Here is a 25,617-nt window from a genome sequence, read left to right as displayed (position 1 = left end):
GGAGGCGGACCGGTCCCGGCCTCAGGCCAGCGCGGATTCCGCCGCGACCAGGAAGGCGTCGTTCTCGGCCGGGGTGCCGATGGTGACCCGCACCCCGTCGCCCGCGAACGGCCGGACGATCACACCGCGCGCCTCGCACGCCTTGCCGAAGTCCACCGCCCGCTCGCCCAGCGGCAGCCAGACGAAGTTGGCCTGGCTGGACGGCACGTCCGGGACCAGCTTGCGCAGCGCCTCGGTGACCCGGTCCCGCTCGGCGACGACCAGCGCGCAGCGCCGCTCCACCTCATCCGCCTGCGCCAGCGCGGCCAGCGCGCCGGCCTGGGCGGCCATGCTGGTGGAGAAGGGGGTGACCACCTTGCGCACGGCTGCGGCCACCTCCGGGGCGGCGACCAGGAAGCCGATCCGCAGCCCGGCCAGCCCCCAGGCCTTGGAGAGCGTGCGCAGCACCACCACGTTCGGCCGGTCGAGGTAGGTCAGGCCGTCCGGCACCTCCGGGTCGGTGACGAACTCGCGGTACGCCTCGTCGATGACGACCAGCACGTCCTCGCCGACGGAGTCGAGGAACCGGTCCAGCTCCGCCTTGCGCACGGCCGTACCGGTGGGGTTGTTCGGGTTGCAGACCAGCACCATCCGGGTCCGGTCGGTCACCGCCGCGGCCATCGCCGCCAGGTCGTGACCGTGGCCGGCGTCGTTGGGCACCCGCACGCTGGTCGCGCCGCTGGTCGCCGCGATGATCGGGTACGCCTCGAACGACCGCCACGAGTAGAGCAGCTCGTCGCCGGGCAGGCAGGTGGCCCGGACCAGGTGCTCGGCCAGCGCCACCGACCCGCAGCCGGTGGCGATCCGGTCGGCGTCCACGCCGTACCGCTCGGCCAGCGCCTGGCGCAGCGCCACCACGCCCATGTCCGGGTAGCGGTGCGAGCCGGTGACCGCCTCGGTGACCGCCTCGACCACGCCGGGCAGCGGCCCGTACGGCACCTCGTTGCTGGCCAGCTTGATCGCCTCCGGCAGGCCCAGCTCGCGGGCCAGGTCGGCGGGGCTGCGACCCGGCACGTAGTTCGGCAGCGCGTCCAGGTCGGCGCGGGTCAGGCGCAGCGCGGGCTGGTGACGTCCGGTGTCGGTCATGGGGTGTCTCCCGGGGAGTCGGCACGGTCGTGCGGGGTGGCGGGGGTGGCGGGGCCGCCGGGTTGCGGCAGCCGCACCACGACGGTCTGGGCGCGCTTGTCGTGCAGCGCCTGGCGCAGCGGGTGGTCGAAGAGGACCGAGACCGCGTCGACGAGCTGGAGGAGCAGGCCGAAACCGCAGCAGTACCAGAGCAGGGTGGGCATGCCCAGCGTGCTCCACCGGCGGGTCGCCCGGCCGAAGCCGAGCGGCTGGTCCGCCTCGACGGGCACCGCCCGGATCCGCATCACCCGCTTGCCGAAGGTCTGCCCGCTGGCGGCCATCGCCGGCACCTCGTACGCGAACCAGAGCGCGGTGGCGATCACCAGGATGGCGATCAGGAGGCCGGCGGCCTGCTCGCCGGGGGCCGGCAGCGGCGCGTTGGTGGTGTCGCCCGTGGTGGCCCGGCGCCACGCCTCGTCGAGGGCGGGCGAGAGCTCGCGGACGTACCGGTAGACGAACCAGCCGTTGACCAGCACGTTGAGCAGGAAGACCAGACCGAGGTCGATCAGTCGGGCGGCCAGTCGGGAGCCGTAACCGGCCAGCGGCAGCCCGTGCGGGCGCGGCTCCGGCGGGCGCCCCGGCCAGGTCGGGTACGGCCAGCCCGGCGGCGGTCCCTGGGGATGGCCGGCGCCCGGGCCGGGCGGCAGCCCGACGCCGGGCGGGACGCCCTGGCCGTGCGGTGCGCCGACCGCCTGCGGGCCCGCGCCGGGGCCGGGCGGCGCCGGGAACCCGGTGGCCGGCGCGGCCGGGGAGGCCGGTGGCTCCGGGGCGGGCGGCGGCTCCGGCGGCGGTGGGCCCTCGGGCGGGGTGACGTCGACCGGGACGGGCGCGCCGACCCAACCCTCGCCGTCCCACCAACGCCTGGTGGTGGGCTCGGCGGGGTCGACGTACCAGCCTGGTTCAACGCTCACCCGGACACCTTAACGACGACGGTGCGGGCGAACTTGTCGTGGAGGCACTGCTGCCAGGGCTTGTCCCAGAGCTGCCAGAGCCCGTCGACGTAGCTGAAGCCCGGGATGAACGATCCGCCGACCTGGTGCGCGAGCCACCGCTTCGCCGCGGCCTTGCGGTCGAGCGTCTGGGTCGGGTCGATCGGCACCACGCGCAGCTTCATCACGCGCTTGCCCACCGTCTGCCCGGTCTTGAACATCATCTCCACGTGGAACAGGTAGGTGACACCGAGGGCGAACAGGAAGATCGCGGCTTCCAGGGCCAGGAAGGGCAGCAGGAAGTCCGTGAACGGGTCCGACTGCAGGGTGCCGTCGGGTGCGGTGGCGGTCAGGTCCGGCGTCACCCAGACGAAGAAGGCGATCACCGCGGGCAGGATGACGACCATGCAGGCCGCCATGAGCACCAGCCCGTCGATCAGCACCGCCAGCAGCCGATCGCCGAAGCTGGCCAGCGGCTGGCCGCTCGGAGCGAGCGGCACCCCGGGCAGGCCGGGCCGGAACGAAGCGCCGGGCGGCCCCACCGGATAGCTCGGCAGGCCGGAGTACGGGCCGGGCTGCGGCGGCACGGCGTACCCCTGGGGGGTGGGAGCGGAGGGCGGCGCGAAGCCGCCGGCGGCGGGCGAGGGCCCACCGGCCGGCGGCGTCGGGTAGGTCGGAGGCTGCGTCACGCTCGACAGTGTTACAGGTTGCCGCGCGCTTCCTGCTCCCGCTCGATCGCCTCGAAGAGCGCCTTGAAGTTGCCCTTGCCGAAGCCGAGCGAGCCGTGCCGCTCGATCAGCTCGAAGAAGACGGTCGGGCGGTCCTGCACCGGCTTGGTGAAGATCTGGAGCAGGTAGCCGTCCTCGTCCCGGTCGACCAGGATCTTGCGGGACTTCAGCTCCTCGATCGGCACCCGGACCTCGCCGATCCGGGCGCGCAGCTCCGGGTCGTCGTAGTACGAGTCCGGGGTGTCCAGGAACTCGACGCCGGCGGCCCGCATCGCGTCGACGCTGGCCAGGATGTCGTTGGTGGCCACGGCGATGTGCTGGGCGCCCGGGCCCTGGTAGAACTCCAGGTACTCGTCGATCTGCGACTTCTTGCGGGCGATCGCCGGCTCGTTGAGCGGGAACTTCACCTTGCGGGTGCCGTTGGCGACGACCTTGCTCATCAGCGCCGAGTAGTCGGTGGCGATGTCGTCGCCGATGAACTCGGCCATGTTCGAGAAGCCCATGACCCGCTTGTAGAACTCGACCCACTCGTCCATCCGGCCGAGCTCGACGTTGCCGACCACGTGGTCGACCGCCTGGAAGAAGCGCTTCGGCTGGACGCCGGCGTCGATCATCGGCTGGCGGTCCACGATCGGGCCGCGGGCGACGAAGCCGGGCAGGAACGGGCCGGTGTAGCGGGACCGGTCGACCAGGGTGTGCCGGGTGTCGCCGTAGGCGGCGATGGCGGCCATCCGCACGGTGCCGTGCTCGTCGGTGACGTCGTGCGGCTCGACCAGGCCGGTCGCGCCCTGGGCGGTGGCGTGCGCATACGCGGCGTCGACGTCCGGCACCTCCAGCGCGATGTCGGAGACGCCGTCGCTGTGCTTGGCGACGTGGTCGGCGCCGGCAGCGTCCGGGCGGACCGCGCCGGTCAGCACGAACCGGGCCGAGCCGCTGGTCAGCACGTACTGGGCGTGGTCCCGGTAGCCCTGCTCCGGCCCCCGGTACGCCACGCAGGTCATGCCGAAGGCGGTGGAGTAGTAGTGCGCGGCCTGCTTGGCGTTGCCGACCAGGAAGTGCACGTGGTCGAGGCCCTTGACCGGGAACGGGTCCCGGGTGATGTCGTGGTCGACGGCGCCGACGAGGGCGTCGACGTCGACCTCCTCGGTCGACTGGGGTCGGTCGATCGCCTGGGTCATGGTGTCCTCCCTTGCGTACCGGCCGGCCTCGTGGGCCGCCGCGGTGTTTCCGATGCTCTTGCCAGGAGGATCGCGGTGACCCGGCTCACTGGGCAACCGTCGCCGTTTCCGCTGGTCATCCTGCACATTCGGTAGAGTGTTGAAACATGAACGCTGGACAGGATGTACAGCTCGACGAGCTGGACGCCAGGTTGATCCAGTTGCTCGCCGACGAGCCGCGGATCGGGGTGCTGGAGTGTTCCCGCCGACTCGGGGTGGCCCGGGGCACCGTCCAGGCCCGGCTGGACAAGCTGGTCGAGCGGCGGGTGATCGGCGGCTTCGGGCCGGAGGTCTCGCCGGCCGCGATCGGCTTCGGGGTGACCAGCTTCGTCACCCTGGAGATCAGCCAGCGGCACGGCCACGACGCGGTCACCGCCCACCTGGCGGCCATTCCTGAGGTGCTGGAGGCGCACACCATCACCGGCTCCAGCGACCTGCTCTGCCGGATCGTCGCCAGGTCCAACACCGACCTCCAGCGGGTGATCGACCAGATCGTCTCGTACGAGGGCATCCGCCGCGCCTCCACGATCATCGCGCTGGCCGAGCAGATCCCGTACCGCGTCCTGCCCCTGGTCCGTTCCGCCGCCGCGCCCCGCTGACGCCCCGCGCTCCCGCGCGGGCAGCCTCGGCGCCCGGGCCGGCGCGCAGAAAGGGCGGCGACACTCCGGCGCGGGGCCGGGGGAGTTCGGTGATCGTCGCTACCGTGTGCGGTGTGAAGGGCCTTGGCGTACGCGGCTGGTTGCTGCTGGGGCTCGTCACCGTGGTCGTGCTCGCCGCCACCGGGGTCTGGAACCCGTTCCCCGCGATCTGGGACTGGGTCGACCGGCGGCAACCGATCTCCGACCCGGACGTGGTCTGGCAGCAGCGCATCGGCGGCACCCCGAAGAGCGTGACCATCGCCGGGGACACCGTCGTGATCGAGCAGCGGACCCGGGTCGAGGCGCGCAGCCTGGCCACCGGCACGCAGCTCTGGGAGCACAAGGCGGACTGGGCGGCGGTGGCCGGCGGGACCAGGGACCCGGTGGTCGCGGTGGGCAAGCTGCTGGTCAAGGGGTACGAACTGCTCGACCCGACGACCGGGGTGGTGCGCCGGCGCGACGACGACGCGGTGGCCGTCTGGACGTACCGGAACATGCTGCTCGACGCGCACTGCGTCGAGCCGACCGACTGCACCCTGACCGCCTGGGACCCGCGCGGCACCCGGCCACTCTGGACGGCGTTCCTGCCCGGGGTCAGCACCGGATTGTTCGCCGACAACCCCAACCTGCTCGGCACCCGCCGGCTCACCGCGCCCCGGATCGACGGCGGGGTGGCCGGCCCCGAGTCGGTGCCGCCGCTGCTCGGCTTTCCGGTCGACGGCCGGGTGCACGTGGTGGACACCGCCACCGGGCGGGTGGTGCAGAACGTCGAGCCCGGGCGGGACGAGCGGCTCGCCGTGATCGGCGGCCGGATGCTCCGGATCCACGCCGTCTCCCGGGACGGCACCTGCCAGTACGTCATCTCCGCCCGCGATCCGGCCACCGGCCAGGAGGCGTGGCGCAAGGCCGGGGTCAACCTGCGGACCGCCGACAGCGCCGGCTGCGCGCAGCGGGAGGACCCGCAGGGGGCGCGGAACGTGCTGATCGGCGTGGCGCCGGACGGCCGGGAGGCGGTCATTGACGGGTACGACGGGCGGCTGCTGCTCGTCGACGCGGAGGGCGAGAAGCTGCTCGCCGTCGACGACCGGTACGCGCTGGTGCGCACCGCCGACAAGAACACCGTCGTCGGCCGGGAGCTGGGCGTCGACCGGGTCCGCTGGAACCGTCCCGCCGGCGACCGGCCGGGCGCGGCGCTCACCCCGTACGCGGCCATCGTCACGCAGGACAAGCCGAACCGGCTGGTCGCGCTCGACCCGCGGACCGGTCGGGAACTGGTGGTGCTGCGGACCAGCGCGAACGCCCTGGCGGTCGGGCCGAACGGCATGATCATCGGGGAGGGGCGGGAGATCGGGTACGTCCGGTTCGGCGGTGGTGGCGCCGAGCCGCTGCCGGACGATGGCGGTGTGCCCGACCCCGACACCGGGGGCTCCCCCGGCCCGGCCACCGGGGGCGGCCCCGGGGACCAGCCGGACTGCGGGCCGAAGCGGGAACTCTGCCCCGACCCGGGGTGACAACGACGGCTGAGCGCGGCGGGCCTGCCCCGAGTGAGAGCGGCATCCCACGACGCACCCGGCGGGTGCCACCGATCGACGGGTCTGCCCTAGGCTTTCCCGTCATGAGCAGTGCCGCCGCGTTCTCGTACGCCCCCTTGCTGCCGACCGGTCCGGACCAGACGGAGTATCGCCTGGTCACCGACGAGGGCGTCGATGTCGTCAACGGCCCGGGTGGCCGTCGGTTCCTCACCGTGGAGCCCGCCGCGCTGACCGCGCTGACCGCCGAGGCGATGCACGACATCGCCCACTTCCTGCGCCCCGCCCACCTGGCCCAGCTCCGGTCGATCATCGACGACCCGGCCGCCTCGCCGAACGACCGGTTCGTCGCGCTCGACCTACTGCGCAACGCCAACATCGCCGCCGGCGGCGTGCTGCCGATGTGCCAGGACACCGGCACCGCGATCGTGATGGGCAAGCGCGGCCGGCACGTGCTCACCGACGGCGCCGACGCCGAGGCGATCTCGCGCGGTGTCTACCAGGCGTACACCCGGCTCAACCTGCGCTACTCGCAGCTCGCCCCGCTGACCATGTGGGACGAGCGGAACACCGGCAGCAACCTGCCGGCCCAGGTGGAGCTCTACGCCGAGGACCCGGACGGGCACCCGGACGCGTACAAGTTCCTCTTCATGGCCAAGGGCGGCGGCTCGGCCAACAAGTCGTACCTCTACCAGGAGACCAAGGCGCTGTTGAATCCGACGCGGATGATGCAGTTCCTGGAGGAGAAGCTGCGGCTCATCGGCACCTCGGCCTGCCCCCCGTACCACCTGGCCATCGTCATCGGCGGCACCTCCGCCGAGTACGCCCTGAAGACCGCCAAGTACGCCTCTGCCAAGTACCTCGACGCGCTGCCCACCGCCGGCTCGATGACCGCGCACGGCTTCCGGGACCTGGAGCTGGAGGCGCAGGTGCTGGAGCTGACCCGCAACTTCGGCATCGGCGCGCAGTTCGGCGGCCGGTACTTCTGCCACGACGTGCGGGTCGTCCGGCTGCCCCGGCACGGCGCCTCCTGCCCGGTGGCGATCGCCGTCTCCTGCTCCGCCGACCGGCAGGCGGTCGCCAAGATCACCCCGTCGGGCGTCTGGCTGGAGCGGCTGGAGACCGACCCGGCCCGGTTCCTGCCCGACGTCACCGACGAGACGCTGGACGCCGAGATGGTCGTCAAGGTCGACCTCAACCGGCCGATGGACGAGATCCGCGCCGAGCTGTCGAAGTACCCGGTGAAGACCCGGCTGTCGCTGACCGGTCCGCTGGTCGTCGCCCGGGACATCGCCCACGCGAAGATCGCCGAGCGGCTGGACGCGGGCGAGCCGATGCCGCAGTACCTGCGCGACCACGCCGTCTACTACGCCGGCCCGGCCAAGACCCCGGAGGGCTACGCCTCCGGCTCGTTCGGCCCGACCACCGCCGGCCGGATGGACGCCTACGTGGAGAAGTTCCAGGCCGCCGGCGGCTCCCAGGTGATGCTCGCCAAGGGCAACCGTTCCGCCCAGGTCACCCGCTCCTGCCAGCAGCACGGCGGCTTCTACCTCGGCTCGATCGGCGGCCCGGCGGCCCGGCTCGCCCAGGACTGCATCAAGCACGTCGAGGTGCTCGAATACCCGGAGCTGGGCATGGAGGCGGTCTGGAAGATCCAGGTCGAGGACTTCCCGGCGTTCATCGTGGTCGACGACAAGGGCAACGACTTCTTCGCCGAGGTCACCAAGCCGGTGCTGACCGTCGGTCGCCGTTGAGCAAACTGAGTTCTCTAGAGAATTTCATAACTTGAGAATTGACAAATGTTCCTGATCCTCTAAAGTCTACTGTGACGACGGAGGAGGTGGAGCATGCCCCAGGTCGACGTGGACGATGCCACGGACAGGTACCTGTCCTTTGCTGCGGGCATTGCCGGCTTGACGAAGGGCGAAGTGGTGGCTCGCCTTGTGGCGCAGGCGCAGGCGCAGGCGGCTGCCGCGCCGAAACCGGCTGACGCTGGTGAGGAGGAGCCAGCTGGGGTAAAGGTGTACGCCGACTACGCCGGCCATCGCACCTATGCTTCCTTCGTTCCGGGGCCAGGCCGCGTCGAGATCACTTCGGGGCCCCTTGCCGGCCAGTCCTACCGGACGCCCAGCCAGGCGGCGCGCGAGATCGTCAAGCACTACAACCCTGAGGTCAGTCCGCACCGCAATGGTTGGAACTTCTTCCTTGTGGCAGCCACGGGGGCCCCGCTGCAGACGCTGCGGCACAGGACGGTCTGAGGAAGCAAGGATGGTGCTGCATGTCTTCGCGGACGAGACGAAAGAACGTGGGCTCCTGCTCGCCGCCGCGTCCGTCGACCAGGGTGAGCTCGTCGCAGCGCGGCAGGCCGTCAACCGTTTGACCATGCGAGGGCAGCGGAGTATCCACTTCTGCAAGGAGCGGAACGAGCGGCGGCGTCAGATCATCGCAGCCATGCGACGGGTGAACACCAGTGTGGTCATTTACGACGCCACGGCGCATCGGGACCAGAAGGCGGCTCGCGAGGCCTGCCTGCGAGCCCTCGTCACAGACTCCGCCAAGGCGGCTGCCGAGCGGCTGGTGTTGGAACTGGACGATTCCCGCCGTGCCGCCGACGCACGTGTGCTCACCCAAGAGATACGTCTGGCCGGTATGCCGGGGCAGCTCCGCTACGACCATCTCCGTGCGCATGAGGAGTGCCTGTTGGCGATCCCGGACGCCGTCGCGTGGTCCTGGGCGAAGGGTGGCGAGTGGCGGGCCATGGTGCGACCGATGATCAGCCAGATCCAAGAGGTTTGACAGCGGCTGAGGAAACGCGAAACCCGGCTCACCCACCGTCCGGAAGGCTGCCGGGTCCACTTCCACAGAGCTAATGCTCCTGGCGTCTTCGACGATACCGCTCCTCGTCGTCCTGAACAACTGAAGCCCTGAACGACATCGGTGCGCCCGCCCGGAAATCCCACCGGACGGGCGCACCGCCCCCGTCGGATGCCGTCACCGACAACCCAGACGAGTGTCGGCCCCGCGGCTGTCGTTCCGCTATCGGATCGCTATCGCCTCGACGGGGCGAGCCGGCACCCGCGGGCTACGCTGCTGGAAGTTGCACCACGGCGCGCGGGGGGAGCGGATGCGGTTCGGGATCCTGGGACCCTTGCGGGTCGGCGGCGGCGAGGCCACCGTCACCGCGGGTCGGGACCGGGTCGTGCTCGCCATGCTGCTGCTGCGTGCCGGTCGGGTCGTACCGGTGGAGGACCTGGTCGACGCGGTCTGGGAGGAACGCCCGCCGGCCACCGCCAAGGCCCAGCTGCACAGTTGCGTCTCGCGGCTGCGCCAGCGGCTCGCCGCGCTCGGCCTGCCGGCCGACGTGATCGTCACCGACCCGGTCGGCTACGGCATCCGCGTCGAACCGGCCGACCTGGACTTCGAGGTCTTCGCCCGTACGGTCGAGGCAGCCCGCGCCGCCGTCGCGGCCGGGCAGCCGGCCGAGGCGCGCCGGCACTACCGGCAGGCGCTCGGGTTGTGGCGCGGGCCGGCGTTGAGCGGCATCCGGAGCCGGGCCGTGCGCCGGCGGGCGCAGACCCTCGACGAGCAGCGGCTCGCCGCCCTGGAGGAGTGCGTCGACGTCGAGCTGCGGCTGCGGCAGGCCGCCGACCTGGTCGACGAGCTGGCCGAGAGCGTCGACCGGCACCCGCTGCGGGAACGGCTGCGTGGCCAGCTCATGCTCGCTCTCTCCGCGATGGGACGGCAGGCCGACGCCCTCGCCGTCTACCGGGAGGGCCGGCGGATCTACGCCGAGGAACTGGGCATCGAGCCCGGCGCGGCGTTGCAGGAGCTGCACCAGCGGGTGCTCGCCGGCGACCTGGCGCTGGGCGGGCCGGAGAACCGGGCGGTTGCGCCCGTCCGGTCGTTGCCTCGGGCGATCAGCGACTTCACCGGCCGGCAGCAGACGGTGGCCCGCCTGGTGAAGGAGATCGAGGAGGAGGGCGCCCGGATCCAGCTGATCGACGGGATGGCCGGCAGCGGCAAGACCGCCCTGGCGGTGCACGTCGCGGCCGCCCTGGCGGACCGCTACCCGGACGCGCACCTCTTCGTGGACCTGCACGGGCACAGCGAACGGACCCCGCTGACGCCCGCCGCGGCGGTGGCCACGCTGCTGCGCCAGCTCGGGGTGCCGGCGGAGCGGGTCCCGCTGGACCTGGACGACCGGCTCGCGGTGTGGCGCAGCGAGCTGTCCGGTCGGCGGGCCCTGGTGGTGCTGGACAACGCCGCCGGCGCCGACCAGGTGGCGCCGCTGCTGCCCACCGGCCCGGACTGCCTCGTGCTGATCACCAGCCGCCGCCGGCTGGTCGGCCTGGACGAGGGGCGGCCCTCGTCCCTGCCGGTCCTCGACCCGGACGAGGGGATCGAACTGCTCGGCCGGGTGGCCGGCCAGGAGCGGGTGGCGGCCGAACCGCAGGCGGCGGCCGAGGTGGTGCGCCGCTGCGGGTACCTGCCGCTCGCGATCCGGCTGGCCGGCGCGCGGTTGGCGCACCGGCCCAGCTGGCGGGTCGCCGACCTGGCCGAGCGGCTGGTCACCGGGGGCGGCCCGCTGGCCGAGCTGGCCGCCGGGCAGCGCTCGGTGGGGCAGGCGTTCGCCCTGTCGTACGCCCAGGTGTCGCCGGCGGCCCAGCGGATGTTCCGGCTGCTCGGCCTGCACCCCGGCGTACGGTTCGACAACCGGGTCGCCGCCGCCCTCGCCGAGCTGCCGCTGCCCGAGACGCAGGACCTGCTCGACGAGCTGGTCGACTCGCACCTGGCCGAGGAGGTCGAGCCGGGCCGGTACCGGCTGCACGACCTGATCCGCGAGTACGCCCGGCGGCTGCTCGCCGAGCCGGAGCACGCGGCTGAGCGCGCCCCCGCCATCGAACGCCTGCTCGACTACCACCTGCACGTGGCCGCGACGATCTCACGGACGATCGAGTCGGCGGGCAGCCGGAGCAGGTTCCGACTTCCCGATCCACCCCGTCCCGAGCTGGTCGCCGCGTCGGCGGCCCAGGGCCGTGGCTGGTTCGACGAGAACCGGGCGGCGTTGACCCTCCTGATCCGGCTGGCCGAGGCCGAGGGCTTCCTGCGGCACTGCTGGCAGCTGACCCGCGCCTGCTGGCGCTCCCATTTCAATGGCGGTCACCTGGACGAGCTGATCGAGACGCACACCGTCGGCCTGCGCGCCGCCGAGCGGCTGGGCGACGACGAGGCCGTCGCGGTGATGCTGAACTACCTCTCCTCGGCGTACTACCGGCTGGCCCGGTTCGGTGAGGCGATCCGGTTGATGGAGCTGGGCCTCGATCTGGTCCGTCGGCGCGGGTTGCGCGACGAGATGCGCAACACCCTGGGCAACCTTGGCGCGTCCTACGCCGCCAATGGCGACTTCCAGCGCAGCAAGGAGTGCTTCGACGAATCGTCGACATTGATCCGAATTGCGGCCGAGACGGCGGAGTTGGCGAACCTGCTGAACAACCTGTCCTTCGCCCTGCTCTGCTGGGGACGTCAGGAGGAGGCACTCCGGATCGGCCGCCAGCATCTCCTGCTGGCCCGGCAGGTGGACGACCGCATCCAGTTGGCGCACGCGGTCGGGCACGTCGGGATGATCCGGCACCGGATGGGCGACGTCGCGCCGGCCCGCCGGCTGTTGCGGGCCGCGCTGCAACTGAAGCGGAACGCCGGCAACCGGTTCGGGGAGGGCGAGGTTCTCAACGAGCTCGCCGTGATGGAGCGCGCTGCGGGTCGCCCCGAGGTCGCCGCCGCGATGCACCGGGAGGCGCTGGTGGCGATGATGGAGGTGGGCGACCGGATCGGCCAGTGCGCGTCGCGCAACCTGCTGGCCCGGGCGATCCTCGACCAGGGCGACGTCTCCAGCGCGCTGGACCTGCACCGCCGGGTGCTCACCGACGCCACCCGGCTGGGCGCCCGCTACGAGCAGGCGCGGGCGCTCGACGGCATCGCCCGCTGCCTGCGAGCCAGCGACCCGGCCGCCGCCCGCTCGCACTGGATGCGGGCGCTGGCGCTGTTCCGCCAGGTCGAGTCGCCGGACCAGCACGAGGTCGTCCGGCTGCTGGCGGAGCTGGACTGAGCGATCATCTGCGAGTCGGCGGTGGGCGCGGCAGGATGGTACGCGTGACGACTCCAGAGGCAGCGGGTTACCGGATCGAACGCGACTCGATGGGCGAGGTGGAGGTGCCCACCGAGGCGCTGTGGCGGGCGCAGACCCAGCGCGCGGTGCAGAACTTCCCGATCTCGGGGCGCGGCATCGAGCCGGCCCAGATCAAGGCCCTGGCCCAGATCAAGGGCGCCGCCGCGCAGGTCAACGGGGAGCTGGGCGTGATCGGCGCGGAAGTGGCCGCCGCGATCGCCGCCGCCGCCGCACACGTGGCCGACGGCGGGTACGACGACCAGTTCCCGATCGACGTGTTCCAGACCGGCTCGGGCACGTCGTCCAACATGAACACCAACGAGGTGATCGCCACCCTGGCCGGCCGCGAGCTGGGCCGGGACGTGCACCCGAACGACGACGTCAACGCCTCGCAGTCCAGCAACGACGTCTTCCCGTCCTCCATCCACCTGGCCGCCACCCAGGCCGTGGTCGAGGACCTGCTGCCCGCGTTGAAGCACCTGGCCGGCGCGCTGGAGGAGAAGGCGGCGGAGTTCGAGACGGTGGTCAAGGCCGGCCGTACCCACCTGATGGACGCCACGCCGGTCACCCTCGGGCAGGAGTTCGGCGGGTACGCCGCGCAGGTCCGCTACGGCGTGGAACGGCTGGAGGGGGCGCTGCCCCGGCTGGCCGAGCTGCCGCTGGGCGGCACCGCCGTCGGCACCGGCATCAACACCCCGCTCGGCTTCGCCGCGAAGGTGATCGAGAAGCTGCGCGCCTCGACCGGCCTGCCGCTGACCGAGGCGCGCAACCACTTCGAGGCGCAGGGCGCGCGGGACGCGCTGGTGGAGACCTCCGGGCAACTGCGTACCGTCGCCGTCGGGCTGTACAAGATGGCCAACGACATCCGCTGGATGGGCTCCGGCCCCCGCGCCGGCCTGCGCGAGCTGCGGATTCCCGACCTCCAGCCCGGCTCGTCGATCATGCCCGGCAAGGTGAACCCGGTGGTCGCCGAGGCGATGCGGCAGGTCTGCGCGCAGGTGATTGGCAACGACGCGACGGTCGCCTTCGCCGGCTCCCAGGGCGACTTCGAGCTGAACGTGATGCTCCCGGTGATGGGCCGCAACCTGCTGGAGTCGATCCGGCTGCTGGCCGCGTCGAGCCGGCTCTTCGCCGACCGGCTGGTGGTCGGCCTGGTCGCGGACGCCGAGGTCTGCCTGGCGTACGCGGAGGGGTCGCCGTCGATCGTCACCCCGCTCAATCGCCACCTCGGGTACGACGAGGCCGCCTCGATCGCCAAGGAGGCGCTGGCGAAGCAGATTTCGATCCGCGAGGTGGTCATCGCGCGGGGCCACGTGGACTCCGGCAAGCTCAGCGAGACCCAGCTCGACGAGGCCCTCGACCTGCTCCGCATGACCCACCCCTGAGCCCCGTACCTGATCGACCCCGGATACGGCATGTCGCGGTGACGGGCACCGCCACATGCCGCAACCGAATGTGGATCACCGGTCCTCGGGCGTTGCGTGGCCACGCGGGACCCAGGCGAGGAAACGTCGGAAGAGCGTCGCCGGGTCGGGCCCGTCCTCTGGATTGAGCCGGTACAGGTCGGCGGCTGCGTCGTGCAGCACCGCGCAGAGGTAGACGCTGAGCGCGACCCGGTCGTGGGCGTATTCGGCGACCAGGGCGAGGCGGGCGGTCGCGCAAGGCCACGGCGCGGCGCAGGTCCGGCAGAGCCAGAGCGGGCGCAGCGGCAGGTGCGGGCGGCCCGCGCCGCTCACCACTGGCCGCCGTTGGCCCGCCAACTCTGGGCAAGGGTCAGCCAGCCGGCACGGCCGACCCGGGGGCACGCCACGGTCACGTCCGCCCAGGGCGGACGCTTCGGAGTCGGTGGCGGCGCGACGGGCTCGGTGGGCACAGACGCATGCCGGTCCGGGCAGCCGCGCCAGCGCAGCCCGCACGAGCACCAGCGGCCCAGGTTGCGCCAGATCCGGCGGTGGCGGGGTGCGAGGGGTACGGGCCGCTGGTTGCGGGCCGGGCGGGCCCACCCGGGTGGGCCGGCGTGGGTGACCGGAATCGACACCGGCCGTCCGGTGGGTCGGGACATCAGGGCAGGCCAGTTTCTCCAGGTGGGCCGGGGCATCTCGTCGTCTCCAAGGTGGTCGGCTGCGTCGTCTCCCCCGGCGGGTGGGACCGCCGGCCGGGGGAGCGGGCGGTCCCACCGCGACACCGCCGCGCCAGGAGGGTGAGGCGGCCGATGTCGCGCTTCACAGTCTGCTGATAGCGCCACTACGGTGTGAAGGGTTTGCGCCCCGCCTCGGGAGGCGCCCTGCGTTCGCGGGTCCCCGGGCTGGCGCAGGGCTGGAGTCGATCATCGAGGCGCTGGAGGGCGGCTGGAGATGGCGGACGGGCGGATGACGGCGGCAGCCTTCCTGGTCGCCGAGCTGCGCCGGGCGCGGATGCGTCGGGGTTGGAGCCAGGACGACCTGGCCAAGGCCGTCAACTATTCGGCCTCGATGGTCAGTGCCGTCGAGCTGGGCCAGCAGCAGCCCACGGCGAAGTACCTGGAGCTGGTCGACAAGGTCCTGGACACCGGCGGCGTCTTCGGCCGCATGCTCACCGAGCTGGTAGCGCTCGACAAGGCACAGGTCTGGCTACGAGGGTGGCGCGCGATCCTCGCTGAAGCATGGGCGCTGCGCTGGTTCGACCCGTTGCACGTCCCGGGCCTGTTGCAGACCGAGGCGTATGCGAGGGCGGTCTTCGAGTCCGACCCGTTGCTCGATCCGGACGAGGTGGCGCGGCGCTTGGCCGACCGGATGGACAGTCAGGGAGTGCTCTACGCCGAGCGTCCCCCACGCGTCGTCGCGGTGCTGGACGAGGCGGTCCTGCGCCGGAGGGTCGGTGGTCGGAAGGTGATGTGCGATCAGGCTCTGCACCTCGCCCGTCTCGCCACCGAGCACCCACAGGTCCGGCTCCATGTAGTGCCGTGCTCAGCGGAGGAGTACCCGGGCCTGAACGGCCCGTTCATCCTCGCCAGCCTGGCGGGCGAAGTCGAGCTTGCCTTCCTCGGTGGTCAGATCGGTGGGCAGGAGCTGGACCGCCGAGCTGATCTCGTGCGCCTCCAGCGAACCTGGGAGGCTACGCTCGGCGTTGCGTTGCCACCGCAGGAGTCGATCGAGCGGTTGAGGGAATTGGCGGAATCATGGAGCTGACCGGCGCCCAATGGCGTAAGAGTCGCCGGAGTGGTTCGAACGACCAGTGCGTCGAGGTGGCGACGAATCTGGCGGGGGTGGTCGGGGTGCGGGACAGCAAGGACCCGGCCGGGCCGGTGCTGACCTTCGGTCCGTACGCCTGGCGCGCCTTTGTGGCCGCGCCGCCGCGCTGACGTGCTCGCCGCGCCCGGCGCGGACCTGCTCGACCGGCTGGACCGGGAGCGGACCGTCTGGCTCTGCACCCTGCGGCCGGACGGGTCGCCGCACCTGACCCCAGTCTGGTTCCGCTACGCCGAGGGCCGGTTCTGGATCGGTACGGCGGACTGGACCGTCAAGACCCGTAATGTGCAGGCCGATCCGCGCGTCTCGCTGGCGTTGCCCGACACCGACGCGCCGGTCGTCGCGGAGGGTGTCGTGACCGTCGTGCGTCCGCCGTTCCCGCCGGACGTCGTGGCGGCACTCGCGGAACGGTACGACGGCTGGGACATCGCGACCGCCGGGCCGGACGGCCAGTACGTCCTGTTCCGGGTCGACGTGACCCGGTGGCTGATGGTCGGACGGACGCTGACGGGATAACCCGTCGACCGGTGCGCGGGCCGGCGGCATGATCCCGGCATGACCGAACACGTGCTGCTGGAGACCGAGCGGCTGCGGCTGCGCCGGTTCACCTTGGACGACGTGGACCACCTCGTCGAGCTGGACAGCGACCCGGAGGTCATGCGCTTCCTGACCGGCGGCCGGCCGACCCCGCGCGCCACTGTGCGCGACGAGCAGTTGCCCCGGCTGCTGCGCCAGTACGACGCGCACCCCGGGCTGGGGCGTTGGGCGGCGGAGGACCGCGCGAGCCATGACTTCCTGGGCTGGTTCGCGCTCGACCCGTCCGACGATGGCAAGGAGGCGGAGCTGGGCTACCGGCTGCGCCGTGGCGCCTGGGGGCGCGGCCTGGCCACCGAGGGCTCCCGGGCGCTGGTCCGGTACGTCTTCACGGAGCTGGACGTCCGGCGTGTCTGGGCCGAGACGATGGCGGTGAACACCCGCTCCCGGCAGGTGATGGCGAAGTCCGGCCTGCGGTACGTGCGCACCTTCCACCTGCACTTCGACGACCCGGCCCCGGGGACCGAGCACGGCGAGGTGGAGTACGAACTGCTCAGGAGCGAGTGGCCGCCTTCCGCGCCCGGTACGCGCTGACCGCGGCCCGGTTGCCGCAGCCCGCCTCGCAGAACCGGCGGGACCGGTTCTTCGAGAGATCGACCAGCACGTTTTCGCAGTCCGGGTGGGCGCAGATCCGCAGCCGACCCAGCTCGCCGGCGCGGACCAGGTCGGCCAGGGCCATCGCCGCCTCGACCGCCATCCGGGTGGCCAGTGGCGCGTCCCGGGGCACCGCGTGCAGGTGGTACGGCTCGTCGTCGTGCCGGATCAGCTGGGGCAGCGCGTGGGACTCGCGGAGCAGCTCGTTGACGACGGCGACGATTTCGTCGACGTCGGCGTGCCAGATCCGGCGCAGCCGGGGGCGCAGCTCGCGTACCGCCCGCAGCTCGGCCTCGGTGTGTTCGTGCCGGCCGGTCCAGCCGTAGGTGACGACGAACCGGTCCAGCGCCGCGACGTCGGGCAGCCCTTCGTCCTCCGCGTCGTCGGTGTTCACCAGGGCGGTCGCGGCGATCAACCCACATTCGGTGTCATGGGCAAAGAGCAACTTGACTCCTGTCAGAGTCGGCCGTTAGCGTCACCAGCATAGGCGTTGTTCGGTCATGACAACTACCGGCGAGGAGAGCCCGATGCACGAACGATCCGCCGGCGCGGGCCTGGGGCTGGCCCTGTTGTCGGCCGTCACCTTCGCCACCTCGGGCACCTTCGCCCGCTCCCTGATCGAGGCCGGCTGGTCGGCCGAGGCGGTCGTCGTCGCCCGGGTCGGGATCGCCGCCCTGGTGCTGGCGGTGCCGGCGGTGCTCTCGCTGCGCGGCAAGGGCGCCGTGCTGCGTCGCACCCTCGGCCCGGTGAGCGTCTTCGGCCTGCTCGGCGTCGCCACCGCCCAGGCGTGCTTCTTCAACGCCGTCCGCTACCTGCCGGTCGGCGTGGCCCTGCTGCTGGAGTACCTCGGCATCATCCTGGTGGTGGCCTGGATGTGGCTGGTGCACGGGCAGCGCCCCCGACGACTCACCGTGGTCGGCTCGGTCGCCGCGCTGGCCGGCCTCGCCTTCGTGCTCGACCTGACCGGCACTGGTCGTCTCGACCCGGTGGGTGTGCTCTGGGGGCTCGGGGCCGGGGTGGGGTTGGCCGGCTACTTCGTGCTCGCCGCCCGGGTCGACCCCGCGCTGCCGTCGGTCGCCATGGCCAGCGGCGGCATGGCGATCGGCGCCGCCATCCTCGCCCTGCTCGGGCTGGTCGGGGTGCTGCCGCTGCGGGCCACCTTCGGCGACGTAGAGTTCGCCGGACAGCGCACCAGCTGGCTGGTCCCGATCGTCGGGCTGTCGCTGGTCGCCGCGGTGATCGCGTACCAGGCCGGTATCGCGGCGACGCGGATCCTCGGCGCCCGGCTCTCGTCCTTCGTCGGGCTGACCGAGGTGATGTTCGCGGTGCTCATCGCCTGGCTGGTGCTGGGCGAACTGCCCACCGTGGTGCAACTGCTCGGCGGTGCCCTGATCGTCGCCGGGGTGGCGCTGGTCCGCCTCGACGAGCTGCGCGGCGACCGCGTGGAACGGTCGGACACCCCGGCCGAGGAACCCGCCCTGACGTGAGATGGTCGGTGCCGTGCTGACCGTCCTGGTGTTCGACGCCGACGAGACCCTGCTCGACCTGCGCCCGGCGGTCACCGGTGGCCTGGTGGCCGTACTCGAAGAAATGCGGCGGCTGACCCCGGCGGCGGCCGAGGTGTCGCTCGCGGACCTGGAGTCGGACTGGGGTGCGGTCTTCGGTGCGATGAGCGCGGCCCCGGTGCAGGAGATCCGGCGGGCCGCGCTGGCCCGCTCGCTGGCGCGGGCCGGCCTGGCGGAGCGTCTCGACGAGCTGGCGGCGCTCTTCTTCGCCCGGCGGTTCGCGCTGACCCGGCCCTACGCCGACGTGCTCCCCGCGCTGGCCACGCTGCGCCGCCGGTTCCGGCTGGGCTACGCCACCAACGGCAACAGCCGCGCCGAACGCTGCGGGCTCGCCGGCGAGTTCGCCTTCGAGCGGTACGCGCACGACGACGGCCTGCCGAAGAAGCCCGACCCCGGGTTCTACGCGGCGGTCATCGAGGCCGCGGGCGTGCCGGCGGAGCAGATCGCGTACGTCGGGGACTCGCCCGCCCACGACGTGGTCGGCCCGCAGCGCGCCGGCCTGCGCGGGATCTGGCTCAACCGGCTCGGTCTGCCCTGCCCGCCGGGGGTACGACCCGACGCCGAGATCGCCGGCCTGGCCGCGCTCCCCGCCGCGCTGGCCGCCCTCCAGCCGGTCAAAGCCGGATAAGCGTCCAATCCGGACGCCCGCCTGGCGCAACCCGCATCGGTGTTGTGTGATGGCTGCCACGTCCCTCAACGAGAGGATCTGATGTGGTGAGCAAACGCTTCACCGCCGGGGCCGTCGCGACCGCGGCGACCCTGGCACTCACGGTGACCGGACTGGTGGCCCCGGCCAACGCCGAGCCGACCAACACCCGGACCTTCACCGTGGTCGCCGAGGACGGCGTCTCGGCGGACGCGGCCATCGCCGCCATCCGGTCGGCGGGTGGGACCGTGGTGTCCCGCACCGACGATGTCGGCCTGTTCCAGGTGACCAGCGACCGGGCCGACTTCGCCAGCCGGGCGACCGCCACCGGCGAACTGATCGGCGCCGCCGAGCAGAAGGCCATCGGCCGCAAGCCCAAGCTGGACCGGGTCGAGCAGGAACACCTGCTCACCCAGGCCAAGGGCGTCGCCAAGGGGCACGGCAAGAAGCTCGACCCGCTGGACGACAAGCTCTGGGGTCTCGACATGATCCGGGCCGACCAGGCCCGGAAGATCGAGCCGGGTGACCGGCGGGTGACCGTCGGCATCCTGGACACGGGCGTCGACGCCAGCCAGCCGGACCTCGCGCCGAACTTCAACTGGTCGCTGTCGCGCAACTTCGCGCCGGACAAGACGGACGTCGACGGTGCCTGCGAGGTGGCGAGCTGCCTCGACCCGGTCGGCACCGACGACGGCGGGCACGGCACCCACGTCGCCGGGACGATCGGCGCCGCCGCGAACGGCTTCGGCCTCTCCGGTGTCGCCCCGAAGGTCTCGCTGGTCGAACTCAAGGGTGGCCAGGACTCCGGCTACTTCTTCCTCGACCCGGTGGTCAACGCCCTGGTGTACGCCGGCCAGGCCGGCATCGACGTGGTGAACATGTCCTTCTACGTCGACCCGTGGCTCTACAACTGCACCGCCAACCCGGCCGACTCGCCGGAGGCGCAGGCCGAGCAGCGGGCGATCATCAAGGCCATGACCCGGGCCCTGGACTACGCCCACCGCAAGGGCGTGACCCTGGTCGGCTCGCTCGGCAACAACCACGAGGACCTCGGTGCGCCCCGGACCGACGTATCCAGCCCGGACTACGGCTCCACCCCGTACCCGCGGCCGATCGACAACAACAGCTGCTGGGACCTCCCGGTCGAGGGGCCGCACGTGATCGGCGTGTCCGCCCTCGGCCCGTCCGGCAAGAAGGCCGACTACTCCAACTACGGCACCGAGCAGATCTCCGTCTCCGCACCGGGTGGCTGGTTCCGGGACGGCTTCGGCACCGACACCTACCGCGCCGACGCCAACATGATCCTCTCCACGTACCCGAAGAAGGTGCTCCAGGAGGAGGGGTCGGTCGACGAGGACGGCAACATCGTCGCCGGCTTCGAGAACTCGGTCTTCAAGCAGTGCACGACCGCCGGTGAGTGCGGGTACTACACCTACCTGCAGGGCACCTCGATGGCGTCGCCGCACGTCAGCGGCGTCGCCGGCCTGATCGTCAGCAAGTTCGGCAAGAAGCAGGGCCGCAACGGCTTCGGCCTGGCGCCGGATCTGGTGGAGCAGCACCTCTACCGGACCGCCGCCGAGCACGCCTGCCCCGACCCGCGCCTGCAGACCTACACCAACGAGGGCCGTTCGGCCGAGTTCGACGCGTACTGCGCCGGCTCGCTGAACTTCAACGGCTTCTACGGGTACGGCGTCGTCGACGCGTACGCCGCGGTGAAGAGCCCGCTCAAGCCGCACGTCCAGCCGTAACGCATTTCCAGCGAGGGCCCGGGCGACGGTCGTCGCCCGGGCCCTCCGTCGTCCGCGCCGTCGTCCGCGCCGCCGTCCGGCCCTCTGCTGTCCGAACCTTCCGCCGTCCGTCCCCGCCGCTGTCCGGGCCGCCGCCGTCCGGGAGGTGGCCGTCCGGGCGCCGGTTGCGGCGTGTCGCGGTGTGTGGGTGAGTGGAGGCGCGATACGCCGCAAGCGGTGGCGCCGTCACCGCCGCCAGTCCAGAGCGGCGAGGGCGGTGCGGGTCTCGCGGAGGAGCGCCGGGAAGTCGCCGCGGAGGCGGCGGCTTGTCACGTGCAGCACGATCCAGCCAGCGGCCACCAACTGGTTGAGTCGTCGTCGATCGCGGTGCAGTTGGTCGGAGTCGGCGTGCCACTGGCCGTCGTACTCCACCGCCACCCGGAACTCCGGCCAGGCCAGGTCGGGATGCAGGACCAGGCCGCACGGCAACCGGACCGGATGCTGGGTGACCGGCCGGGGCAGGCCGCCGAGGACCAGGCGGACCCGCAGGTGGGACCCCGGTGGTGACTGCGCTCCCGGGTCGGCCAGCTCGAAGACTCGGGCGGCGCGTCGACCGCCCGGGCGGTGGGCCTGCCGGCTGGCAGTCTCGGCGAGGGCGTCCCGGGAGGTCAGGCCCATACCGAGCAGAGCGTCGACGATGCCGACCGCCCGGACGGGCTCCAGCCAGGCGGCCGTCTCCCAGGCGGCCTGCGCCGGGTCCGACCGGGGGAGGGCCGCAGCGATCCGTGCCGCGCCGTCCACGCCGAACTGCCCGGACGGGATCACCGCGTCGCTGGTGTGCACCCGGATGCCGCCGACGGAGTCGAGGCGGACGGTTCGGGGCACCCGAACGTGCACGACGTCGCCGAATCCGGCGGCATGGGTGACGCCGTGCAGGTAGGCCGCGGACGGTCCGGCGATCACCGCCTCGGGTGGCAGGCGGAGCACGGTGGCCTGGCAGGCCAACGCGTGGTCCCGGTCGAGCCGGGCGTCGGCGTAGACGTTCTGGCGGAGCCGGATCCAGGAGGCGCCGCGGAGCTGGTGCCGGGTCGGCAGGCCACGCCGTACCGCTTCCGAGCCGCGGAAGACCCGCCAGGCGAGCGCGGACGGGCGATGAGGTGGTGGGGGCATGACAAGGAGCGTCGCCGTCCCCGCTCCTACTGCGACACCCCTGTGGACAACCAGGGTCGGCCGGGTACGCCCGCCCTGTGGACGACGCCCGCCAGCGCCGCATCCTGTGGTAGACGTCCCCCTGGTCACCGGCCGTCCGGTTGCCGGCCGTTCCGCCGCTGCGGCCGAGATCGACTCCGTTTCGCCGGCATGGCGGGGATGCGTCACGTTCGACACCACGATCTCGGCGGAATGGAGTCGATCTTGCCGGGGCCGGAGCCGGGGCCGGGGCCGGGGGCTGAGGGTCGAGGGTCAGGGGCCGCGGGTCGGGCGTCGGGGGGTCAGGAGAGGGCGGCGGCGATCGACCGGGCGGCGGCGAGCACCTGCGCGCCGACGGTGTCGGCGTCCAGCGGGGCCAGCGCCACCACCCCGACGCTCGCTTCCAGACCCGGCACCCCCAGCACCGGCGCCGCCACCCCGTACGCCCCGGGTTGGAGTTCCCCGACGGTGCTCACCGGGTCGGCCACTCCCGACCGGCCGGCGAGGATGGCCAGGCCGGCCGCCCCGCGCTCCAGCGGGTGCCGGGCACCGGTCCGGTACGCCACGTGGAACGACGTCCAGCTCGGCTCGACCACCGCCAGCGCCACCCCCTCGCCGCCTTCGACCACGGTGAGGTGTGCGGTCGCGCCGGCCTGCTCGGCCAACCGGCGCAGCGCCGGCAGCGCCCCCTCGGCGAGCAGGGGCTGGGCCCGACGGGCCAGGTGCAGCACGCCGGCGCCGAGGCGCAGCCGGCCGTCGCCGTCCCGGCGCAGCATCCCGTGCCCGGTCAGCGCCCCGACCAGCCGGTAGACGGCCGCCCGGCCGATGCCCAACCGGTTCGCCGCCTCGGTCACGGTCAGCCCGGCGGGAGCGTCGGCCACCAGGTGCAGCAGCCGCAGGCCCCGGTCCAGGGTCTGCGCCGTCTCCCCGGGCCGGCCCGCCGCCTCGCCGCCCGCCACCCGGTCCCGTTCCGTCGCCCCGACGCCGACCCGTTCCGTCGCCCCGGCGCCGACCCGTTCCGGCGTACCGGCTCCGGGCCGGACCGCCGCGTCCCCGGGCTCGCCGGACCTCGCCGTCGTCTCCACAGCACGCAGCGTACGACCCGGCTCCGGGCGACCCCGGAATGCGTGGACGGCTACCCTTGTACGGTGACGCTACGCCTGTATGACACCGCCACCCGATCGGTGCGGGACTTCGTCCCGCGGGAAGCCGGCAAGGTGGGGGTCTACCTGTGTGGTCTCACCCTTCAGGCCCCGCCGCACATCGGCCACCTTCGCTCCGGCGTCAACTACGACGTGCTGCGCCGTTGGCTGCTCACCGCCGGCTACGAGGTCAACTTCATCCGCAACCTGACCGACATCGACGACAAGATCCTGGTCAAGGCGATGGAGCGGGGCCGCCCGTTCTGGTCCATCGCGTACGCCAACGAGCTGATCCTGGCCGAGTCGTACCGGGCGTTGAACGTGCTGCCGCCGACGTACGAGCCGCGCGCCACCGGGCACATCCCGGAGATGCACCAGTTGATCGCCGAGCTGATCGAGACCGGGCACGCCTACCCGGCGACCGACGGCTCCGGCGACGTCTACTTCGACGTGGCCTCCTGGCCGGCGTACGGGTCGCTGTCCGGGCAGTCGCCCGACGACATGCAGTCCGCCGGGGACGCCCCCGAGCGCGGCAAGCGCGACCCGCGCGACTTCGCGCTCTGGAAGGGTGCCAAGCCGGACGAGCCGGCCGACGCCTACTGGCCGTCGCCGTGGGGCCGGGGCCGCCCCGGCTGGCACATCGAGTGCTCGGCGATGTGCTGGCGCTACCTGGGTGCCGAGTTCGACATCCACGGCGGCGGGCTGGACCTGACGTTCCCGCACCACGAGAACGAGATCGCCCAGTCCCAGGCCGCCGGGCTGCCCTTCGCCCGGTACTGGGTGCACCACGGCCTGCTCAGCATCGGCGGCGCCAAGATGGGCAAGTCGCTCGGCAACGCCCTCGACCTGACGTACGTCGACTCGCTCGGGGTGCGCCCGGTGGAGCTGCGCTACTACTACGCCGCCGCGCACTACCGCTCCCGGATCGACTACTCGGAGGACGCGCTCCGTGAGGCCGCGGTGGCGTACCGGCGGATCGAGGGCTTCGTCCAGCGGGCCGCCGAGCGAGTCGGCGGCGGGCAGCTCGGTGAGCTGCCGACCGGCTTCGTGGCGGCGATGGACGACGACCTGAACACCTCCGCCGCCCTCGCGGTGCTGCACGAGGTGGTCCGGGACGGCAACACCGCGCTGACCGCCGGCGACGATGTGACCGTCCGCACGACCCTGGCCGCCGCGCGCGCCATGCTGGATATCCTGGGGGTTGACCCTCTGGACCCGGCCTGGGCCGGCGGCGACCGCGCCGACGACCTGCGCGGCGTGGTCGACTCCCTGGTCGCGCTGGCCCTGGAGCAGCGTGCCCAGGCCCGCGGCCGCAAGGACTGGGCCGCCGCTGACGCCGTACGCGACCAGCTCAAGCAGGCCGGCGTGGTGGTCGAGGACACCCCCCAGGGCCCCCGTTGGACTATTGGAGAGCAGGACTGATGGCCGGCAACTCGCAGCGCCGTGGCCGGCGACTGACGCCGAAGGCAGGCGCCCCCAAGGGCTCCGGTGGCAAGAACAAGGACTCCCTCGCGGGCCGGGGCAAGACCCTGCCCGCCGACGAGCGGCCCTGGCACAAGGCGTACTCGGGCACCGAGAAGCTGCCGCAGCGCACCGCCTGGAAGCAGGACAAGGAGCGCCGGGCGGCGGCCGAGGAGGGGCGCGCCCCCAAGATCGGTCAGCCGGGCAGCAAGGACACCACCTGGGGTCGCGGCGGTGGCCGGGGTGCTCCGGCGGCCCGTGGCACGGGCGGCCGGGGCGGTAAGCCCACCGGTCGCTCCGGCCCCCGGGTCGCCCCGGGCCGCAAGTCCAACCCGTCGAAGGACACCCCGGAGCTGCTGGTCGGCCGCAACCCGGTGCTGGAGTCGCTGCGCGCGCAGGTGCCAGCGACCGCGCTCTACACCGCGCAGGGCATCGACGTCGACGACCGGGTCAACGAGATCGTCCGCACCGCGGCCGACCGGGGCATCGCCATCCTGGAGATCAGCCGCGCCGAGCTGGACCGGATGACCGGCGGGGTGCTGCACCAGGGCGTCGGCCTCCAGGTGCCGCCGTTCGCCTACGAGCCGTTCGAGGACATGATCGCCGCGTCGGTGGAGCACACCGCCCCGCTGCTGGTGGCGCTGGACGGGGTCACCGACCCGCGCAACCTGGGCGCGGTGATCCGGTCCGCTGCCGCGTTCGGCGCGCAGGGTGTCTTCGTACCCGAGCGGCGGGCCGCCGGGATCACCGCGACCGCCTGGCGGACCAGCGCCGGCGCGGCCGCGCGGGTGCCGGTCGCCCAGGTCACCAACCTGACCCGGTCGCTCAAGGCCTGCCAGGACGCCGGCTTCATGGTGGTCGGCCTGGACGCCGACGGCGAAACCGACCTGTACGACCTGGAAGCCGCCGTCGGCCCGCTGGTCGTGGTGGTCGGCTCGGAGGGGCGCGGGCTGTCCCGGCTGGTCGGGGAAACCTGCGACCTGACCGTCAGCATCCCGATGATCTCCGACGTGGAGTCGCTCAACGCCAGCGTCGCCGCCGCGGTCACCCTCGCCGAGGTGGCCCGCCGCCGCGCCGCCGAGGTCTGACCGACCCGCGCACG

Annotated in this window: 24 protein-coding genes; 16 read left to right on the top strand and 8 right to left on the bottom strand. The window is 72.7% G+C overall.

The window, feature by feature from the left end; all coding sequences use genetic code 11:
* Nucleotides 1-21: 21 nt before the first annotated feature.
* The 4 genes from hisC to hppD are packed head-to-tail and all read right to left on the bottom strand — an operon-like array spanning nucleotide 22 to nucleotide 3,999.
* Nucleotides 22-1,125, bottom strand: a complete 1,104-nt coding sequence (gene hisC / locus ACTWM8_RS28820; RefSeq protein WP_446211677.1) for a histidinol-phosphate transaminase — start codon at nucleotides 1,123-1,125, stop codon at nucleotides 22-24.
* The gene (locus tag ACTWM8_RS28815) at nucleotides 1,122-2,075 is read right to left on the bottom strand and encodes an RDD family protein (protein ID WP_446211676.1); all 954 of its coding nucleotides are present in this window, start codon (nucleotides 2,073-2,075) and stop codon (nucleotides 1,122-1,124) included. The genes hisC and ACTWM8_RS28815 overlap by 4 nt, the downstream gene beginning before the upstream one ends.
* Nucleotides 2,072-2,782 (bottom strand): RDD family protein, encoded by a 711-nt coding sequence (locus ACTWM8_RS28810; RefSeq protein ID WP_446211675.1) that lies wholly within the window; start codon nucleotides 2,780-2,782, stop codon nucleotides 2,072-2,074. Before ACTWM8_RS28810 ends, ACTWM8_RS28815 begins: the two co-directional genes overlap by 4 nt.
* Before the next feature lie 11 nt (nucleotides 2,783-2,793).
* Nucleotides 2,794-3,999, bottom strand: coding sequence for a 4-hydroxyphenylpyruvate dioxygenase (gene hppD / locus ACTWM8_RS28805; RefSeq protein ID WP_346537854.1), 1,206 nt, complete (start codon nucleotides 3,997-3,999; stop codon nucleotides 2,794-2,796).
* Nucleotides 4,000-4,145: 146 nt separating this feature from the next.
* On the opposite strand from hppD, the gene ACTWM8_RS28800 reads away from it, so the two are divergent.
* The 7 genes from ACTWM8_RS28800 to ACTWM8_RS28770 all read left to right on the top strand — a co-directional run bounded on the left by ACTWM8_RS28800 (nucleotide 4,146) and on the right by ACTWM8_RS28770 (nucleotide 13,756).
* Entirely contained in the window at nucleotides 4,146-4,637 is a 492-nt protein-coding gene (locus ACTWM8_RS28800) for an Lrp/AsnC family transcriptional regulator (protein ID WP_357608089.1), read from the top strand.
* Between the two features lie 140 nt (nucleotides 4,638-4,777).
* The gene (locus tag ACTWM8_RS28795) at nucleotides 4,778-6,187 is read left to right on the top strand and encodes a hypothetical protein (protein ID WP_446214708.1); all 1,410 of its coding nucleotides are present in this window, start codon (nucleotides 4,778-4,780) and stop codon (nucleotides 6,185-6,187) included.
* Between the two features lie 104 nt (nucleotides 6,188-6,291).
* The gene (locus tag ACTWM8_RS28790) at nucleotides 6,292-7,959 is read left to right on the top strand and encodes a fumarate hydratase (RefSeq protein WP_446211674.1); all 1,668 of its coding nucleotides are present in this window, start codon (nucleotides 6,292-6,294) and stop codon (nucleotides 7,957-7,959) included.
* Nucleotides 7,960-8,052: 93 nt separating this feature from the next.
* Nucleotides 8,053-8,463, top strand: a complete 411-nt coding sequence (locus ACTWM8_RS28785; protein WP_446211673.1) for a hypothetical protein — start codon at nucleotides 8,053-8,055, stop codon at nucleotides 8,461-8,463.
* A 10-nt stretch (nucleotides 8,464-8,473) separates the two neighbouring features.
* Nucleotides 8,474-9,001: a hypothetical protein gene (locus ACTWM8_RS28780; RefSeq protein WP_446211672.1), complete on the top strand. Its 528-nt coding sequence runs from the start codon at nucleotides 8,474-8,476 to the stop codon at nucleotides 8,999-9,001.
* Between the two features lie 328 nt (nucleotides 9,002-9,329).
* Nucleotides 9,330-12,311: a BTAD domain-containing putative transcriptional regulator gene (locus tag ACTWM8_RS28775; protein WP_446211671.1), complete on the top strand. Its 2,982-nt coding sequence runs from the start codon at nucleotides 9,330-9,332 to the stop codon at nucleotides 12,309-12,311.
* Nucleotides 12,312-12,346: 35 nt separating this feature from the next.
* Nucleotides 12,347-13,756 carry a class II fumarate hydratase gene (locus tag ACTWM8_RS28770; RefSeq protein ID WP_446211670.1) on the top strand — a complete coding sequence of 470 codons (1,410 nt, stop codon included), beginning with the start codon at nucleotides 12,347-12,349 and terminating at the stop codon, nucleotides 13,754-13,756.
* A gap of 75 nt (nucleotides 13,757-13,831) precedes the next feature.
* Here ACTWM8_RS28770 and ACTWM8_RS28765 read toward each other — a convergent pair whose 3' ends face one another.
* A complete protein-coding gene (locus ACTWM8_RS28765; protein ID WP_435820593.1) occupies nucleotides 13,832-14,110 on the bottom strand; it encodes a hypothetical protein in 279 nt (92 codons plus the stop codon).
* Between the two features lie 615 nt (nucleotides 14,111-14,725).
* Here ACTWM8_RS28765 and ACTWM8_RS28760 point away from each other — a divergent pair.
* From ACTWM8_RS28760 to ACTWM8_RS28745, 4 genes are read left to right on the top strand one after another with little or no spacing between them, the layout of a single operon-like run.
* Entirely contained in the window at nucleotides 14,726-15,538 is an 813-nt protein-coding gene (locus ACTWM8_RS28760; RefSeq protein ID WP_358003594.1) for a helix-turn-helix domain-containing protein, read from the top strand.
* Entirely contained in the window at nucleotides 15,529-15,711 is a 183-nt protein-coding gene (locus ACTWM8_RS28755; protein WP_446211669.1) for a DUF397 domain-containing protein, read from the top strand. The genes ACTWM8_RS28760 and ACTWM8_RS28755 overlap by 10 nt, the downstream gene beginning before the upstream one ends.
* A gap of 1 nt (nucleotide 15,712) precedes the next feature.
* Nucleotides 15,713-16,114, top strand: a complete 402-nt coding sequence (locus ACTWM8_RS28750) for a TIGR03618 family F420-dependent PPOX class oxidoreductase (protein WP_446211668.1) — start codon at nucleotides 15,713-15,715, stop codon at nucleotides 16,112-16,114.
* A gap of 39 nt (nucleotides 16,115-16,153) precedes the next feature.
* A complete protein-coding gene (locus tag ACTWM8_RS28745; protein ID WP_446211667.1) occupies nucleotides 16,154-16,726 on the top strand; it encodes a GNAT family N-acetyltransferase in 573 nt (190 codons plus the stop codon).
* On the opposite strand, the gene ACTWM8_RS28740 is transcribed toward ACTWM8_RS28745, so the two are convergent.
* Complete coding sequence (locus ACTWM8_RS28740; protein ID WP_446211666.1) at nucleotides 16,686-17,231, bottom strand: CGNR zinc finger domain-containing protein; 546 nt, start codon at nucleotides 17,229-17,231, stop codon at nucleotides 16,686-16,688. The two genes, ACTWM8_RS28745 and ACTWM8_RS28740, sit on opposite strands and share 41 nt — an antisense overlap.
* Before the next feature lie 82 nt (nucleotides 17,232-17,313).
* Between ACTWM8_RS28740 and ACTWM8_RS28735 the strand changes: the two genes are divergently transcribed.
* From ACTWM8_RS28735 to ACTWM8_RS28725, 3 genes are all read left to right on the top strand, one after another.
* Nucleotides 17,314-18,273 (top strand): EamA family transporter, encoded by a 960-nt coding sequence (locus tag ACTWM8_RS28735; RefSeq protein ID WP_238447594.1) that lies wholly within the window; start codon nucleotides 17,314-17,316, stop codon nucleotides 18,271-18,273.
* A gap of 13 nt (nucleotides 18,274-18,286) precedes the next feature.
* The gene (locus tag ACTWM8_RS28730) at nucleotides 18,287-18,979 is read left to right on the top strand and encodes an HAD family hydrolase (RefSeq protein ID WP_446211665.1); all 693 of its coding nucleotides are present in this window, start codon (nucleotides 18,287-18,289) and stop codon (nucleotides 18,977-18,979) included.
* 86 nt (nucleotides 18,980-19,065) lie between these two features.
* The gene (locus ACTWM8_RS28725; RefSeq protein WP_446211664.1) at nucleotides 19,066-20,745 is read left to right on the top strand and encodes a S8 family serine peptidase; all 1,680 of its coding nucleotides are present in this window, start codon (nucleotides 19,066-19,068) and stop codon (nucleotides 20,743-20,745) included.
* Nucleotides 20,746-20,970: 225 nt separating this feature from the next.
* Here the strand turns inward: ACTWM8_RS28725 and ACTWM8_RS28720 are convergent, their stop codons facing one another.
* Nucleotides 20,971-21,894, bottom strand: a complete 924-nt coding sequence (locus ACTWM8_RS28720; protein ID WP_446211663.1) for a hypothetical protein — start codon at nucleotides 21,892-21,894, stop codon at nucleotides 20,971-20,973.
* A 320-nt stretch (nucleotides 21,895-22,214) separates the two neighbouring features.
* Complete coding sequence (locus tag ACTWM8_RS28715) at nucleotides 22,215-22,997, bottom strand: IclR family transcriptional regulator (RefSeq protein ID WP_446211662.1); 783 nt, start codon at nucleotides 22,995-22,997, stop codon at nucleotides 22,215-22,217.
* Between the two features lie 63 nt (nucleotides 22,998-23,060).
* Here ACTWM8_RS28715 and cysS point away from each other — a divergent pair, with 63 nt between their 5' ends.
* The gene (cysS, locus tag ACTWM8_RS28710) at nucleotides 23,061-24,476 is read left to right on the top strand and encodes a cysteine--tRNA ligase (protein WP_446211661.1); all 1,416 of its coding nucleotides are present in this window, start codon (nucleotides 23,061-23,063) and stop codon (nucleotides 24,474-24,476) included.
* Entirely contained in the window at nucleotides 24,476-25,603 is a 1,128-nt protein-coding gene (gene rlmB / locus ACTWM8_RS28705) for a 23S rRNA (guanosine(2251)-2'-O)-methyltransferase RlmB (RefSeq protein ID WP_446211660.1), read from the top strand. Before cysS ends, rlmB begins: the two co-directional genes overlap by 1 nt.
* Nucleotides 25,604-25,617: the final 14 nt, after the last annotated feature.

It is taken from the genome of Micromonospora sp. IBSANI012 (assembly GCF_052814045.1).
This window is presented reverse-complemented; position numbering and strand designations above follow the sequence as displayed.

Excerpts from the sequence above, each read along its gene's own strand:
- rlmB (WP_446211660.1), top strand. The coding sequence starts at position 24,476 with ATGGCCGGCAACTCGCAGCGCCGTGGCCGGCGACTGACGCCGAAGGCA.
- ACTWM8_RS28790 (WP_446211674.1), top strand. The coding sequence starts at position 6,292 with ATGAGCAGTGCCGCCGCGTTCTCGTACGCCCCCTTGCTGCCGACCGGT.
- ACTWM8_RS28755 (WP_446211669.1), top strand. The coding sequence starts at position 15,529 with ATGGAGCTGACCGGCGCCCAATGGCGTAAGAGTCGCCGGAGTGGTTCG.
- hisC (WP_446211677.1), bottom strand. The coding sequence starts at position 1,125 with ATGACCGACACCGGACGTCACCAGCCCGCGCTGCGCCTGACCCGCGCC.
- ACTWM8_RS28760 (WP_358003594.1), top strand. The coding sequence starts at position 14,726 with ATGGCGGACGGGCGGATGACGGCGGCAGCCTTCCTGGTCGCCGAGCTG.
- ACTWM8_RS28785 (WP_446211673.1), top strand. The coding sequence starts at position 8,053 with ATGCCCCAGGTCGACGTGGACGATGCCACGGACAGGTACCTGTCCTTT.
- ACTWM8_RS28800 (WP_357608089.1), top strand. The coding sequence starts at position 4,146 with ATGAACGCTGGACAGGATGTACAGCTCGACGAGCTGGACGCCAGGTTG.
- ACTWM8_RS28775 (WP_446211671.1), top strand. The coding sequence starts at position 9,330 with ATGCGGTTCGGGATCCTGGGACCCTTGCGGGTCGGCGGCGGCGAGGCC.
- ACTWM8_RS28770 (WP_446211670.1), top strand. The coding sequence starts at position 12,347 with ATGGTACGCGTGACGACTCCAGAGGCAGCGGGTTACCGGATCGAACGC.
- ACTWM8_RS28780 (WP_446211672.1), top strand. The coding sequence starts at position 8,474 with ATGGTGCTGCATGTCTTCGCGGACGAGACGAAAGAACGTGGGCTCCTG.
- ACTWM8_RS28735 (WP_238447594.1), top strand. The coding sequence starts at position 17,314 with ATGCACGAACGATCCGCCGGCGCGGGCCTGGGGCTGGCCCTGTTGTCG.
- ACTWM8_RS28745 (WP_446211667.1), top strand. The coding sequence starts at position 16,154 with ATGACCGAACACGTGCTGCTGGAGACCGAGCGGCTGCGGCTGCGCCGG.
- ACTWM8_RS28720 (WP_446211663.1), bottom strand. The coding sequence starts at position 21,894 with ATGCCCCCACCACCTCATCGCCCGTCCGCGCTCGCCTGGCGGGTCTTC.
- hppD (WP_346537854.1), bottom strand. The coding sequence starts at position 3,999 with ATGACCCAGGCGATCGACCGACCCCAGTCGACCGAGGAGGTCGACGTC.